The organism is Streptomyces sp. E2N166 (assembly GCF_003671715.1).
Lineage (GTDB): Bacteria > Actinomycetota > Actinomycetes > Streptomycetales > Streptomycetaceae > Streptomyces > Streptomyces thinghirensis.
The window spans coordinates 292,990-306,663 of record NZ_RAIF01000032.1; the positions used below are offsets into that span (position 1 = coordinate 292,990).

The 13,674-nt window shown below is 72.0% G+C and carries 17 protein-coding genes; 11 read left to right on the forward strand and 6 right to left on the reverse strand.

The window, feature by feature from the left end; all coding sequences use genetic code 11:
• The first annotated feature begins 135 nt into the window (after positions 1 to 135).
• From EBH09_RS28385 to msrB, 4 genes are all read left to right on the forward strand, one after another.
• Positions 136 to 939: a pyrimidine reductase family protein gene (locus EBH09_RS28385; protein ID WP_121749783.1), complete on the forward strand. Its 804-nt coding sequence runs from the start codon at positions 136 to 138 to the stop codon at positions 937 to 939.
• A gap of 170 nt (positions 940 to 1,109) precedes the next feature.
• Positions 1,110 to 1,583, forward strand: a complete 474-nt coding sequence (locus tag EBH09_RS28390) for an indole-3-glycerol phosphate synthase (protein WP_193776581.1) — start codon at positions 1,110 to 1,112, stop codon at positions 1,581 to 1,583.
• A gap of 118 nt (positions 1,584 to 1,701) precedes the next feature.
• Entirely contained in the window at positions 1,702 to 3,099 is a 1,398-nt protein-coding gene (gene murC, locus EBH09_RS28395) for a UDP-N-acetylmuramate--L-alanine ligase (RefSeq protein ID WP_121749785.1), read from the forward strand.
• A 14-nt stretch (positions 3,100 to 3,113) separates the two neighbouring features.
• On the forward strand, positions 3,114 to 3,521 hold the full coding sequence (gene msrB / locus EBH09_RS28400; RefSeq protein WP_121749786.1) for a peptide-methionine (R)-S-oxide reductase MsrB: 408 nt from the start codon (positions 3,114 to 3,116) through the stop codon (positions 3,519 to 3,521).
• A gap of 9 nt (positions 3,522 to 3,530) precedes the next feature.
• Here the strand turns inward: msrB and EBH09_RS28405 are convergent, their stop codons facing one another.
• Both EBH09_RS28405 and EBH09_RS28410 read right to left on the reverse strand, forming a co-directional pair.
• Complete coding sequence (locus tag EBH09_RS28405; protein ID WP_121749787.1) at positions 3,531 to 4,964, reverse strand: HAMP domain-containing sensor histidine kinase; 1,434 nt, start codon at positions 4,962 to 4,964, stop codon at positions 3,531 to 3,533.
• On the reverse strand, positions 4,961 to 5,677 hold the full coding sequence (locus EBH09_RS28410) for a response regulator transcription factor (protein ID WP_274595149.1): 717 nt from the start codon (positions 5,675 to 5,677) through the stop codon (positions 4,961 to 4,963). Before EBH09_RS28410 ends, EBH09_RS28405 begins: the two co-directional genes overlap by 4 nt.
• 124 nt (positions 5,678 to 5,801) lie before the next feature.
• Between EBH09_RS28410 and EBH09_RS28415 the strand changes: the two genes are divergently transcribed.
• The 7 genes from EBH09_RS28415 (at position 5,802) to EBH09_RS28445 (ending at position 12,051) form a co-directional block, all read left to right on the forward strand.
• Entirely contained in the window at positions 5,802 to 7,151 is a 1,350-nt protein-coding gene (locus tag EBH09_RS28415) for a ferredoxin reductase family protein (RefSeq protein ID WP_121751048.1), read from the forward strand.
• A 30-nt stretch (positions 7,152 to 7,181) separates the two neighbouring features.
• On the forward strand, positions 7,182 to 7,571 hold the full coding sequence (locus tag EBH09_RS28420; RefSeq protein ID WP_121749789.1) for an FMN-binding protein: 390 nt from the start codon (positions 7,182 to 7,184) through the stop codon (positions 7,569 to 7,571).
• A 1-nt stretch (position 7,572) separates the two neighbouring features.
• The gene (locus tag EBH09_RS28425) at positions 7,573 to 8,289 is read left to right on the forward strand and encodes an FAD:protein FMN transferase (protein ID WP_121749790.1); all 717 of its coding nucleotides are present in this window, start codon (positions 7,573 to 7,575) and stop codon (positions 8,287 to 8,289) included.
• A gap of 131 nt (positions 8,290 to 8,420) precedes the next feature.
• Positions 8,421 to 9,587 carry an ABC transporter ATP-binding protein gene (locus tag EBH09_RS28430; protein ID WP_193776582.1) on the forward strand — a complete coding sequence of 389 codons (1,167 nt, stop codon included), beginning with the start codon at positions 8,421 to 8,423 and terminating at the stop codon, positions 9,585 to 9,587.
• Positions 9,584 to 10,339, forward strand: coding sequence for an ABC transporter permease subunit (locus EBH09_RS28435; RefSeq protein ID WP_121749792.1), 756 nt, complete (start codon positions 9,584 to 9,586; stop codon positions 10,337 to 10,339). Before EBH09_RS28430 ends, EBH09_RS28435 begins: the two co-directional genes overlap by 4 nt.
• Positions 10,336 to 11,001, forward strand: coding sequence for an ABC transporter permease (locus EBH09_RS28440; protein ID WP_121749793.1), 666 nt, complete (start codon positions 10,336 to 10,338; stop codon positions 10,999 to 11,001). The genes EBH09_RS28435 and EBH09_RS28440 overlap by 4 nt, the downstream gene beginning before the upstream one ends.
• Positions 11,002 to 11,091: 90 nt before the next feature.
• On the forward strand, positions 11,092 to 12,051 hold the full coding sequence (locus tag EBH09_RS28445; protein WP_121749794.1) for an ABC transporter substrate-binding protein: 960 nt from the start codon (positions 11,092 to 11,094) through the stop codon (positions 12,049 to 12,051).
• 15 nt (positions 12,052 to 12,066) lie between these two features.
• Here the strand turns inward: EBH09_RS28445 and EBH09_RS28450 are convergent, their stop codons facing one another.
• From EBH09_RS28450 to EBH09_RS28465, 4 genes are all read right to left on the reverse strand, one after another.
• Positions 12,067 to 12,681, reverse strand: a complete 615-nt coding sequence (locus EBH09_RS28450) for an ATP/GTP-binding protein (RefSeq protein ID WP_193776583.1) — start codon at positions 12,679 to 12,681, stop codon at positions 12,067 to 12,069.
• On the reverse strand, positions 12,668 to 13,027 hold the full coding sequence (locus EBH09_RS28455) for a DUF742 domain-containing protein (protein WP_121749796.1): 360 nt from the start codon (positions 13,025 to 13,027) through the stop codon (positions 12,668 to 12,670). The genes EBH09_RS28450 and EBH09_RS28455 overlap by 14 nt, the downstream gene beginning before the upstream one ends.
• A 1-nt stretch (position 13,028) precedes the next feature.
• Positions 13,029 to 13,448 (reverse strand): roadblock/LC7 domain-containing protein, encoded by a 420-nt coding sequence (locus tag EBH09_RS28460; protein ID WP_121749797.1) that lies wholly within the window; start codon positions 13,446 to 13,448, stop codon positions 13,029 to 13,031.
• A partial coding sequence (locus EBH09_RS28465; RefSeq protein WP_153182721.1) for a hypothetical protein occupies positions 13,445 to 13,674 on the reverse strand: 230 nt, incomplete at its 5' end. The genes EBH09_RS28465 and EBH09_RS28460, both read right to left, overlap by 4 nt.

Here is a 13,674-nt window from a genome sequence, read left to right on the forward strand (position 1 = left end):
GGGGTGGGGTGCGCGGCCCGGCGTCGCGGGGTGCCGCCGCGCCCACCCGTGCCGCCCCTGGCGGCACGATTGCCCGCGGCTGCGCGGCCGCCGATCGCGCGGTTCGGGTTTCGGCCGCGTGGAACACTGCACGGCATGCGACGCCTGTTCCCCGTGACACCCGTGACCCCTGTGACCGATCAGACAGCCGGCCCGGGCTCCGACGGGACCGATCGGGAGTGGAGCCTCGCCGAGCTGGCCGCCGCCTACGCCTATCCCGAGCAGTACGGGCGGCCGGGGGCGTGGCTGCGGGCGAACATGGTCTCCACCCTCGACGGTGCCGCCCAGCACGACGGCCGGTCCCAGCCCATCTCCAGCGCGGCCGACATGCGCGTTTTCGGCACCCTGCGCGCCCTGGCGGACGTGGTGGTCGCCGGCGCCGAGACCGTACGCCAGGAGGGGTACCGTCCGGCACGCTCGCGTGCGGAGTTCGCGGAGCTGCGGCGGGCGGCCGGGCAGAGCCCCGCGCCGGCGATCGCGGTGGTCAGCGCGAGCCTGGAGCTGGACTTCTCCCTGCCGCTGTTCACCTCGCCGCTGGTGCCGACCCTGGTCCTGACCGGCGCGGCCGCGGCCCCGGACCGGATCGCGGCCGCCGAGAAGGCAGGTGCCCGGGTGGTGATCGCCGGTGACGGCGTCGGCGTGGACCCCGCCCGTGCCGTCGACGCGCTCGTCGCCCTCGGTCACACCCGGCTGCTGACCGAGGGCGGTCCACGGCTGCTGGGGCAGTTCGTCACGGCCGGAGTGCTCGACGAGCTGTGCCTGACCGTCTCGCCGATGCTCACCGCGGGTGACGCGCAGCGCATCGCGGGCGGGCCCTCGGTCGAGGTTCCGCGGCGGTTCGCGCTCGCGTCCCTGCTCGAGGAGGAGGGCTTCCTCTTCACCCGGTACCGGCGTGACTGAGGAATCGGAGGAAAGGGAATCGGTGGAATCTGTCGTTCCGCTTAGTCCGGGCCGGGCACACTGAATCCGGCAGTACCCGTGCGATCACGGGGCAGGATGGTTTCCGCAGGGACTGGTACGGCCTACGGAGGGTGGGCCCGACGGTCTCTCGAAGGAGAAGGGGCGCCTGAGTGTTCACAAGCGTTTTGATGATCGAGAAGGCCCTGACGTCCGCCGACGTGGAGTTCGTCACGACCTTGCACGGGGAGGAGGCGGTCGCCTTCCACGTGCTGCTCCAGCCGCGCGGCGATCAGGCTGACAGGCTGCTGAGAGCCATCGACGACGTCGCGCTCGGCGAGCTGGACGACGCCGTGCGCGAGGGGGAGACGCCCGAGGGCCAGGAGGCGCAGAGCGTCGGGCAGCGGGCACTGGAGGTGTCCCTCACCGCCCTGCGCGCGTCCGGGGCCGAGGCCGTGGGCCGCCTGATCGAGGACCACCCGCTCGACGAGCTCAAGTCCCTGGTCCTGGAGACCGGCGCCGACGAGGTGATCGTCCTGACCGATCCGCACTACGTGGAGGAGTTCTTCCACCGGGACTGGGCCTCGCGGGCCCGGCACAAGGTCGGCGTACCGGTCCTGAAACTGTTCTCCCACAGCAAGGCATAGGCTGGGGCCGCGCTCCCGCGCCGGGGGCGCGCCCACCAGCACGACCACCGCTCGCAAGCAGCACGCTCGCGAGCACCACCTCTCGTACCACCCGCCGCACCTCTGGGGAGAACAGCGCATGGCACCCGGCCTTCCTACCGCCATGGACCGACCGCACTTCATCGGCATCGGCGGCGCCGGAATGTCGGGCATCGCCAAGATCCTCGCCCAGCGCGGCGCCGAGGTGGCGGGCAGCGACGCCCGGGAGTCCGCGACCGCCGAGGCCCTGCGCGCGCTCGGCGCCACCGTGCACATCGGGCACGCGGCGGAGCACCTTGCCGACGGCGCCACCTGCGTGGTCGCATCGTCGGCGATCCGCGAGGACAATCCCGAGCTGGCCCGCGCGGCCGAACGCGGCATCCCGGTCGTGCACCGCTCCGACGCCCTCGCCGCGCTGATGAACGGCCTGCGTCCGATCGCGGTCGCCGGCACGCACGGCAAGACCACCACCACCTCCATGCTGGCGGTCTCCCTGTCCGAGCTGGGCCTGAACCCGTCGTACGCGATCGGCGGCGACCTGGACGCGCCCGGCTCCAACGCCCTGCACGGCGACGGCGAGATCTTCGTGGCCGAGGCGGACGAGAGCGACCGCAGCTTCCACAAGTACGCCCCCGAGGTCGCCATCGTCCTCAACGTCGAACTCGACCACCACGCCAACTACGCGTCGATGGACGAGATCTACGAGTCCTTCGAGACCTTCGCCGACAAGATCGTCCCCGGCGGCACCCTGGTGATCGCCGCCGACCAGGACGGCGCCCGGGAGCTGACGCGGCGGCTGGCCGGGTCGGTGCGGACGGTGACGTACGGGGAGTCCGAGGACGCCGACGTGCGGATCCTGTCGGTCGTCCCGCAGGGCCTGAAGAGCGAGGTCACCGTGGTGATGGACGGTGCGGAGCTGACCTTCGCGGTCTCAGTCCCGGGCCGCCACTACGCGCACAACGCGGTCGCCGCCCTCGCGGCGGGCGTGGCCCTCGGCATCCCCGCCGCAGAGCTGGCCCCCGCCCTGGCCGCCTACACGGGCGTCAAGCGGCGCCTCCAGCTCAAGGGCGAGGCGGCCGGCGTCCAGGTCGTCGACTCCTACGCGCACCACCCCACCGAGATGACGGCGGACCTGGAGGCCATGCGCGCCGCGGTCGGCGACGCCCGCATCCTGGTCCTCTTCCAGCCGCACCTGTTCTCCCGCACCCAGGAACTGGGCAAGGAGATGGGCCAGGCCCTGTCGCTGGCGGACGCGTCGGTCGTCCTCGACATCTACCCGGCCCGCGAGGACCCGATCCCCGGCATCACCAGCGACCTGATCATCGAGGCGGCCCGCGCCGCGGGCGCGGACGTCACGCCGGTCCACGACAAGGACGGGGCACCCGCGGTGGTCGCGGGAATGGCGAAGGCCGGTGATCTCGTTCTCACCATGGGCGCGGGCGACGTCACCGATCTCGGACCGCGCATCCTGGACCAGCTGTCGAGCACGGGTAAGTAAGGGGCTGAGGACTCATGTCGTACGACGTCGAGAAGCCGGACGAGCAGTGGCGCGCGGAGCTGGCTCCGGCCGAGTACGCCGTCCTGCGCCAGGCCGGCACCGAGCCCGCCTTCACCGGTGAGTACACCGACACCAAGACCGAGGGCGTCTACTCCTGCCGCGCCTGCGGTGCGGACCTGTTCACCTCCACCACCAAGTTCGAGTCGCACTGCGGCTGGCCGTCCTTCTTCGACCCGAAGGACACCGACGCGGTCGAGCTGATCGAGGACCGGTCCCACGGCATGGTGCGCACCGAGGTGCGGTGTGCCCGGTGCGGGTCGCACCTCGGGCACGTGTTCAAGGGCGAGGGGTATCCGACCCCCACCGACCAGCGGTACTGCATCAACAGCATCGCGCTGCGGCTGGCGCCCACGGAGGGCTGACCCCGCGGTTCAGAGCGCGGCGGCCGGGAGCGTCACGGTGAACACCGTCGTGCCCGGCTCGCCGCCCAGCTCGATCGTCCCGCCGTGCGCCCGCACCAGCGAACCGGCCACGGCGAGGCCCAGCCCGCTGCCCCCGCGGTCGCGGCTGCGGGCCTTGTCGACGCGGTAGAAGCGGTCGAAGATCCGTTCCCGGTCGGCGGCCGGGATGCCCGGCCCCGTGTCGGCGACCGCCACCCGGACCGTGTCGGCCGTCACCGACACGGCGACTGAGACCTTCGTGCCCGCCGGGGTGTGCACAGCCGCGTTGGTCAGCAGGTTGTCGAGCACCTGCCGGATCCGCTGCGGGTCCAGACGCAGCTTCACCACCGCGGGACCGGCCTTCGCCGTCAGCGGATGCTCCGGGTGACCGGCGCGGAAGGCGTCGGCCGCCTGCCGCACCAGGTCCGTCAGATCCGCGTCCTCCCAGCGCAGAGGTGCCTCCACCTCGGCCGCGTCCAGCCGGGCGAGCAGCAGCAGGTCGTCCAGGAGCACACCCATCCGGGCGGCCTCGGCGCGCAGCCGGGCCAGATGCCGCTCCCGTTCCCCGGGCGCGTCGGCCGCCGCGTACTGGAACAGGTCGGCGTAGCCGCGTACGGACATCAGCGGGGTGCGCAGCTCGTGCGAGGCGTCCGCGACGAACCGGCGCAGCCGCTGCTCGGCCTCGGCGCGCACCGCCAGCGCGTCGTCGATGTGCTCCAGCATCGTGTTGAACGCGGTCCGCAGCTCCGCCACCTCCTGGCCGCCCTCCCGCCCGTCCACGCGCAGCGGCAGCCGGGCGGCCGACTCGGTCAGATCGTGCGAGGCGATGCCGTGCGCCGTGCTCGCCATGTCGCTCAGCGGTTTCAGCCCGCGCCGCAGCATCCGCCGCCCGAGCACCACCAGCGCCAGCAGCGCGAGTCCGAAGGCGACGACCTGCACCGTGATCAGCTGCTCCACGGTGTCCTCGACGTCCCCCATGGGCGCGGCGCTCACCAGCACCACCCCTGGCTCCACCTCGCAGGCCCGCAGCAGGTAGGGGCCGTGCCCGTCGATCCGCACGGTCCGGGTCAGGTCCTCGTCGGAGCGGGCCATGGTCTGCGCCAGGGCGGTCAGCGCACGGCTGTCGGCCGGCACCTCGGCGGGCGTGCGCAGGTCCGCCGAGCCGCCGGAGACGTCGTAGACGGCCGTGTACCAGCCGTAGTACGGCTTGCGCCGCACCGTGCCGTGCACCGCCGCGTCCTTGGACTGCACGACCTGCACCAGCTTCATCTGGTCGGCGAGCTGCCGCTCCAGGTAGTCCCGCATGTACGCGGTCAGCACCGTGCCGACCACGGCGAACACCACCAGCGACAGCACCCCGAGGCCCAGCGCCAGCCGGGTCCCGAGCCGAAGTCCGCGGTAGGCGTGCCACCACCGTCGTGTCACCGGGCCGCCTGCCGGATCACGTACCCGAAGCCCCGCACCGTCCGGATCAGCGGCTCACCGGACTCGTCCGTGTCATCCGTGTCGTCCGGGTCGTCGAGCTTGCGGCGCAGCCGGCTGACGACCAGCTCCACGACGTTGGACCGGCCGCCGAAGCCGTACTCCCACACGTGGTCGAGGATCTGCGCCTTGGTCAGCACGGTCGGTGACTTGCGCATCAGATAGCGCAGCACCTCGTACTCGGTCGGTGTCAGCGACACCCGTCGCTCACCCCGGCGCACCTCACGGGTGTCCTCGTCCATCGTCAGGTCCGCCACCCGCAGCACCGACCGCTGGAAACCGGGGCCCGCGCTGCGCCGCAGCACGGTCCGCAGCCGGGCCATCAGCTCCTCCACCGCGAACGGCTTGACCAGGTAGTCGTCACCGCCCCGGGTCAGCCCCGCCACCCGGTCGGCCACGCCGTCGCGCGCGGTGAGGAACACCACCGGCACCATCGTGCCCGAGCGGCGCAGCCGGTCCAGGACGCCGAAGCCGTCGACGTCCGGCAGCATCAGGTCGAGCACCACGATGTCCGGCCGGAAGTCACCGGCCAGCCGCAGCGCCTGCTCGCCGGAGTTGGCGGTGACCGCCTCCCAGCCCTCGTAGCGGGCGACGGTGGCCACGAGGTCGGCGATGGGCGGGTCGTCGTCCACCACGAGGAGTCGTACTTTTTCCACGCGCTCATACTGCGCCACCGGCCGCCCGCACCCCAGAGGGCGGGGGCCGCCGTACCGTGATCGATAAGTACTTGAAAGTCGCCCGACAGGAAAACGACAGGTCGGGCGGGTGAAGCTCGATGCCGTGACCACAGTCCCGAGCGCCCCCCACCGTCAGCCGCCTCCTGGGCCGGCCCTCCGCCCCAAGGTGGTGGCCCGTACCGGCCTGTACGCGATCCTGACCGTCAACTCCGCCGTCGTGGCCGTCTTCTTCGTCCAGGCGGGTTTCGCCTCCAACACGCTCATCGTCCTGGGCCGCCTCACCGGCCTCTACGGCGCCCTGCTCATGGCGTTCCAGCTGATCCTGGTGGCCCGGCTGCCCTGGTTCGACCGGCGGATCGGCATGGACCGGCTGACGTCCTGGCACCGCTGGACCGGGTTCGCCGTGCTGTGGGCGCTGCTCGCCCATGTCGTCCTCATCACCTTCGGGTACGCCCAGCCGTCCGGCACGGCCCCCCTGAACCAGCTCGTCGACCTCGCCGAGACCGTCGAGGGAGTGCTGCGGGCGCTCACCGCCCTGGGGGTCCTCGTGGTGGTCGGCACCGTCTCCGCGCACGCCGCCCGGCGCAGGATGGCGTACGAGACCTGGCACTTCCTCCATCTGTACACGTACGTGGCGGTGGTGCTGGCCTTCACCCACCAGGTCGCGGTGGGAACGACCTTCACCTCTTCGCCCATGGCGAGGACGTACTGGTACGGGATGTGGGGCGCGGCCCTCGGCGCGGTGCTGGCGGGGCGGGTCGTGCTGCCGCTGTGGCGGAACCTGCGTCACCGGCTGCGCGTCACCGCCGTCGTCCCCGAGAACGAGCGCGTCATCTCCGTGTACCTGACCGGCCGCGACCTCGACCGGCTGCCCGCCCGGGCCGGCCAGTTCTTCCTGTGGCGGTTCCTGACCCGCGACCGCTGGTGGCAGGCCAACCCGTTCTCGCTGTCCATGGCGCCCGACGGCCGTCAGCTGAGGCTCACCGTCAAGACCGCCGGCGACGGTACCGCCGCCCTGCGCCGTCTCCGGCCCGGCACCCGCGTCTTCGCCGAGGGCCCCTACGGCGCCTTCACCACCCTGCACCGCACCCGCCCGGACACGCTGCTGATCGCCGGCGGCGTCGGCATCACCCCGGTCCGGGCCCTGCTGGAGGAACTGCCCGGCCAGGCGGTCCTCGTGTACCGGGTGGCCACCGACCGCGACGCCGTCCTCTACGACGAGCTGCGCGACCTCGCCCACGCCAAGGGCGCCGAACTGCACCTGGTCACCGGACCGGCCGTCCCCGACCGACTGGGGCCCCGCGAACTCGCCGCGCTCGTCCCCGACATCGCCGAACGGGACGTCTACGTCTGCGGGCCGCCCGGCATGACCACCGCGGTCCTGCGCGCCCTGCGCGAACTGGGTGTGCCCGGGCCGCAGATACACGCCGAACGCTTCAGCCTGGCCGGTTGAGCCCGGCGTGACGAGAGGAACCCCCACACCGTGAAGCGCGCACTGCCCGTCCTGGTCCTGAGCATCGCCGGTCTGATCCCGGTCTGGCGCCACGCACCGTCCCACGAGACGGCGGCCACCTCGCCCACCCACGCCGCGTCGTCCGCGCCGTCCGCCGGTTCCGTCGTCGTCGCGGGCACCACCGTCGACACCGAGAAGGGCCGCGTCCAGGTGGAGGTGACCTTCAGGGACCGGCGGATCACCGCCGTACGCATGCTCCGGCAGCCCGACCACCCGCAGACCACGGCCGCCGTCCCCCAGCTGGTCGAGGAGACGCTTCGGGCCCAGAGCGCCGACATCGACACGGTCTCCGGCGCCACGGTCACCAGTGACGGGTACAAGAAGTCCCTCCAGGCCGCCATCGACGTCCGGAGGGCCTGACGTGCGGCGCGTCGAACACGTCATGGGCTTCCCGGTGTCGCTGCGGGTGGACGACCCGGACGTGCCCGAGGAGGCCGCGGACGCCGCCTTCGCGTGGCTGCGGGAAGTCGACGCGCGTTTCAGCCCGTTCCGGCCCGGCAGCGAGGTGTCGCGGCTGGAGCGGGGCGAAGTACCGCGGGTCAGCGCCGAGTTGGCGGAGGTGCTCGGCCTGTGTGAGGAGTACCGGGTCGCGACCGGTGGGGCCTTCGACGTCCGGTTGCCCGGGCGGGGCCTGGACCCCTGCGCGGTGGTCAAGGGCTGGTCGGTGCAGCGGGCGGCCGGGCTGCTGCGGGCCGCGGGGGCACGGCGGTTCTGCCTCAACGCCGGTGGTGACGTGGTCGCCGCCGGCGGCCCGTGGAAGGTGGGCGTACGGCACCCCGAGCACGCCGGCCGGCTGTGCGCCGTCCTGCGGCTCACCGACGGCGCGGTGGCCACGTCCGCCCGCTACGAACGCGGCGACCACATCGTCGACGGGCGGACCGGGCTCCCGGCGACCGGACTGCTCAGCCTCACCGTCGTGGCGCCGACCCTCACCGAGGCGGACGCGGTCGCCACGGCGGCGTTCGCGATGGGCGCCGAGGGCGTCGCGTGGGCCGCCGCGCGCGAGGGGTGCGAGGTGTTCGCCGTGGACGCCGGGCGCCGGGTGCTGCGCACGGCGGGGCTGCCCGTGGCGGCGTAGGACGGGGGCCTCGGGGCAGGGTCTCACACGGTCACCACGGGTTGGCGACACCGGACGTCTAGACTCTCCCGGCAACGACCCGTAGCGACCTGGCCAGAACTTTCCGCCCCACCCGAAGGGTATTCGGCGTTTTGATACGGATGGAATCAGTCACCAAGCGGTACCCGGACGGCACCGTGGCGGTCGACAGGCTGTCGCTGGAGATACCGGACCGCTCGATCACGGTCCTCGTCGGGCCGTCCGGCTGCGGCAAGACGACGACCCTGCGGATGATCAACCGAATGGTCGAGCCCACCGAGGGCACCATCCTCCTCGACGGCGCGGACCTCCAGCGGCAGCCGGTCACCACGCTGCGCCGGTCGATGGGGTACGTCATCCAGAACGCCGGGCTCTTCCAGCACCGGACGATCATCGACAACATCGCCACCGTGCCCCGCATGATCGGCTGGGGCAAGCAGAAGTCCCGGGAGCGGGCGGCGGAGCTGATGGAGCGGGTGGGGCTCGACGCCTCCCTCGGCAAGCGGTACCCGTACCAGCTCTCCGGCGGCCAGCAGCAGCGCGTCGGCGTGGCGCGGGCGCTCGCCGCCGACCCGCCCGTGCTGCTCATGGACGAGCCGTTCTCCGCCGTCGACCCCGTGGTCCGCAAGGGGCTCCAGGACGAACTCCTGCGCATCCAGGAGGAGCTGGGCAAGACCATCGTCTTCGTCACGCACGACATCGACGAGGCCATCAAGCTGGGCACCATGGTCGCGGTGATGCGCACCGGCGGCCGGCTCGCCCAGTTCGCGCCCCCCGCCGAGCTGCTGTCGAACCCCGCGGACGACTTCGTCGAGGACTTCCTCGGCGCCGACCGCGGCATCCGGCGGCTGTCCTTCTTCCCGTCGGCCGGCCTGGAGCTGACGAGCGACCGGGTCGTGGGCGTGGACGCCACGGCCGAGCAACTCGCCGCACCCGACGCCCCCCACCTGCTGGTGACCGACGCGGAGGGCAGGCCGCTGGGCTGGGCCGAACCGCGGGCCCTGACCGCCGGGGACATCGCGGTGGAGGGGCTGCTGTCGTACGGGCGGCCGTTCGTGCCCGGCACCGACTCGCTGCGAGCCGCGCTCGACTGCGCCGTACTCTCGCCCACCGGCTGGGCCGTCGCCGTGGACGCCGACGGCCGGGTGGCCGGCGTCGTCTCCCAGCAGACCATCGGCGAGGCGATCCGCACCGCCCACGGCGCCGGGGACACCGGCGACGCGCAGGCCGGTGACGCGCCGCAGGCGGAGTCCGCCGGTGTCACGAAGGTCGGCCCGTGAACGGCTTCTTCGACATTCCGAGCGACCTCGGCAACACCTATTTCGGCCTGATCGGGCTGCACCTGCGCGAGGCGCTGCTGCCGGTGCTGGCCGGGCTGCTGCTCGCACTGCCCATCGCCCAGCTCTGTGTGCGCTTCCGCTGGCTGTACCCGCCCGTGCTCGGCGTGACCACCGTGTTCTACGCCATCCCGTCACTGGCCGTCTTCGTCGTCCTCATCGACTACACCGGCCAGACCGAGTTGACCGTGATGATCCCGCTGGCCGTGTACAGCCTCGTGGTGCTCGTTCCGGCGATCGTCGACGGCGTGCGGTCGGTGCCCGGGGAGACCCTGGCCGCCTCCACGGCGATGGGCTTCGGGCCCGTACGGCGCTATCTCCAGGTGCAGTTGCCGATCGCCGTGCCCGCGATCATCGCCGGCCTCCGGGTGGCCGTGTCGGCGAGCATCTCCCTGGTCAGCGTCGGTGCCCTCATCGGCAACCAGGGCGCCCTCGGCAACCTGCTCGCCGACGCCCAGAAGTACGGCCGTCCCGAACTCGCGGTGAACTCCGTCCTCACGACCGCCGTACTGGCGATCCTGTGCGACGCGGCGCTCGTGCTGGTCCGGAACCTGTTGACGCCCTGGATGCCGCGCGGCAAGGGCAAGCGCCCGAAGGAGGCCGCCGTGCGGCAGGAGCGGTCCGATCTGAAGAAGGCGGAGTTGCCGAAGACGCCGGAGTCGCCGGAGACGCCGGAGAAGGCGGTCGCCCGGTGAACGTCCTCAGCTTCGTCAACGCCTTCTTCAGCGACAGCGCCCACTGGCACGGCTACGACGGCATCCCGCAGCGCCTGCTGGAACACGTCCAGTACACGCTGATGGCCCTCGGCCTCGCCGCCGCGATCGGCCTGCCCCTCGGACTGCTCACCGGGCACACCGGACGCGGCGGCAACGCCGTCGCCTTCGTCGCCACCGCCGCCCGCGCGCTGCCCAGCTTCGGTCTGCTGGTGCTGATCGCCGTCGTGGTCGGCATCGGCCTGCTGCCCGTCATGGTCCCGCTGGTCGTACTCGCGGTCCCACCGATCCTGGTGACCACCTACGAGGCGGTCCGCTCCGTCGACCCCTCCCCGGTGGACGCCGCCCGCGGCATGGGCATGCACGAGACGAGCATCCTCCTGCGGGTCGAACTGCCCGTCGCCCTGCCGCTGGTCCTCAGCGGACTGCGTTCGGCGGCCATCCAGGTCGTGTCGACGGCGACCATCGCCGCGTACGTGAGTCTCGGCGGGATCGGCCGGTACATCATCGACGGGCTCTACCAGCGCGATTACGAGAAGGTGGTCGGCGGTGCCACCCTGGTGGCGCTCCTGGCGCTCGTCACGCTGGCAGTGTTCTGGGCGGCGGAACGGCTGGCCGTTTCGCCGGGGGTGCGCAGGCGCTGACGCCGGAGCATGATCTCGAACACCGTGGTGAAAGAAACCGTAACCAGGCCGTTCTTGACTGACCGGCAAGTGGCTCGTTTGGATCGGTGGATGACTTCTACCGCGAAGAGCAGCAGGTCCAGGACGAGGCACACCGGCGCGGCGGCCGTCGCGCTCACCGCCGCGGCGGCGCTGCTCGCGGGCTGTTCCTCCTCCGACGACACCTCCGACAACCCCCTCGCAGGGGAGAAGGCGGAGGCCGGCACCGTCGTCGTCGGCTCGAACAACTTCGCCGAGAGCACCCTCCTCGCCGACATCTACGGCGAGGCGCTCAAGGCCAAGGGCCTCAAGGTCACTTACAAGCACAACATCGGCAGCCGTGAGACGACGTACGGTCTGATGAAGAACGGCTCGGTCACGGTGCTGCCGGAGTACAACGGCGCGCTGCTGGCCTACCTCGACCCGGAGGCGGAGCAGAAGTCGACGGAGGCGGTCAACACCGCGGCCAAGGCCCAGCTCGACAAGAAGCTGACGCTGCTGGAGTCGTCGCCGGCCGAGAACAAGGACTCGGTCAGCGTCAACGCCGAGACCGCCGAGAAGCACGGCCTCACCGCCGAGTCGACCCTCGCCGACCTCAAGGACATCGCGCCGGACCTGGTGATCGGCGGTTCGCCCGAGTTCCAGACCCGGCAGCAGGGGCTGAAGGGCCTGGAGTCCGTGTACGGGCTGAAGTTCAAGTCCTTCAAGGCGCTCGACGCGGGCGGTCCGCTGACCCAGTCGGCGCTGACGAAGAACACCGTGCAGGCGGCGGACATCTTCACCACGGACCCGACCATCATCAAGGAGAAGTTCGTCGTCCTGAAGGACCCGGAGAACCTCTTCGGATACGCGAACGTGACACCGCTGGTCCACAAGGACGGGCTCTCCCAGGAGGGCGTCGACACGCTCAACGCGGTCTCCGCCAAGCTGGACACGAAGACCCTCCTCGACCTGGACGCCCAGGTGCAGCTGGACAAGAAGGACCCGCTGGACGTGGCCAAGGAGTGGCTCAAGACGGCGGGTCTGGTCTGACCCGCCGTACGCCGGTCACGACGCCGCGGCCCCGGCCGCGGCGTCGATCAGCTGGTCGATCAGGGCGATGAGGACGTCCCGGCAGGAGGCCCGCTCCCGCGCGTCGCACAACAGCACCTGCACGTGCTCGGGCAGCGCCAGGGCCTCCCGGATCTCCTCGGCCGGATACGGATGCCGTCCGTGGAAACCGTTGACGCCGACGACGAACGGAATGCCCCGCCGCTCGAAGAAGTCGATGGCCGCGAAGCTCGACTCGGGCCTGCGCACGTCGATCAGGACCACGGCGCCGAGGGCACCGATAGCCAGGTCGTTCCACATGAACCAGAACCGCTGCTGACCGGGCGTACCGAAGAGGTACAGCACCAGTTCCCGGCCGATGCCGATCCGCCCGAAGTCCAGGGCCACGGTCGTCGCCCGCTTCTCCTCGATGCCGGCGAGGTCGTCGACGTCCAGCCCCGCCGCGGTCAGCGGTTCCTCGGTGCGCAGCGGGGCGATCTCGCTGACCGAGCCGACCATGGTGGTCTTGCCGACGCCGAAACCGCCGGCGATCAGTATCTTCACGGCTTCGGGGGCGGCAGCCGGGGGCGCGGGTGCCGTGGGCGCCTCAGTGGCGCGGTCAGAGCCGGCCAAGGCCGTCCCTCACTTTCTGCAGCAGGTCCAGGTCCGGGGTGGCTCGGGAGACCGGGCGCGGGGGCCGGGCGGTGATCCGGCCGGCCTCCAGCAGGTCGCAGAGCAGGATGACGACCACGCTCACCGGCAGGTCCAGGCGGGCCGCGACCTCGGCCACGGCGAGGGGCTCGGCGCACAGCCGCAGGATCCGCAGATGCTCGGGCTGCGGCCGCGCGGCCCGCGTGGGCTGCGGGTCGATCGCGGCCACCGTGGTGATGAGGGTGAAGTCGGCGCGGCTGGGCCGGGTCCGGCCGCCGGTCAGGGTGAACGGCCGTACGAGCCGGCCGCCCGCGTCGCCTCCGGTCACGTCACTCGCCGGGGCCGGCGGTGGCCCGCGGTGCCGCGCTCAGGTGCTCGCCTATCTTCTTCACCAGCATGTTCATCTGGTACGCCACCACGCCGACGTCGGCGTTCGGACCGGTGAGCACGACGAGGTGGGCGCCGGCGCCCGCGGAGGTGAGTATCAGGTAGCTGTTGGCCATCTCGATCAGCGCCTGGCGCACGGGGCCGCCGCGGAAGTCCATGCTGACGCCCTTGCTGAGGCTCATCAGGCCCGACGCGGTCGCCGCCAGCCGCTCGGCGTCGTCGCGCAGGAAGCCGGTGGACTTGCTGACGACCAGTCCGTCCTCGGAGAGCACCACCGCCTGGTTCACGTCGGCGACCCGCTCCACGAGTCCGGTGAGCAGCTGGTCCAGCTCGGTGTGCGTGGCGGGGGAGGGTCGGGTCATCGTGAGTCCTTCGTAGGCGGTCGGCGTTCTGCGGTCGGGGTCGAGGGGGCGGCGGAGGAGAGTACCTGCTCGTCGGGTTCGGTGTCGGTGGCGCCCGCTTCTGCGTCATCGGCCTGGGCCCGCAGGGTGCCGCTCCGGAAACCGGCGAGGGAGGAGGCGGCGCGCTCGGCGGTGAAGTCGCCGTCGTCGTCGGACGCGCCCTCCGGTCCGTCCCGGCCGGTCACGG

Excerpts from the sequence above, each read along its gene's own strand:
- msrB (WP_121749786.1), top strand. The coding sequence starts at position 3,114 with ATGTCGTACGACGTCGAGAAGCCGGACGAGCAGTGGCGCGCGGAGCTG.
- murC (WP_121749785.1), top strand. The coding sequence starts at position 1,702 with ATGGCACCCGGCCTTCCTACCGCCATGGACCGACCGCACTTCATCGGC.
- EBH09_RS28460 (WP_121749797.1), bottom strand. The coding sequence starts at position 13,448 with ATGACCCGACCCTCCCCCGCCACGCACACCGAGCTGGACCAGCTGCTC.
- EBH09_RS28445 (WP_121749794.1), top strand. The coding sequence starts at position 11,092 with ATGACTTCTACCGCGAAGAGCAGCAGGTCCAGGACGAGGCACACCGGC.
- EBH09_RS28385 (WP_121749783.1), top strand. The coding sequence starts at position 136 with ATGCGACGCCTGTTCCCCGTGACACCCGTGACCCCTGTGACCGATCAG.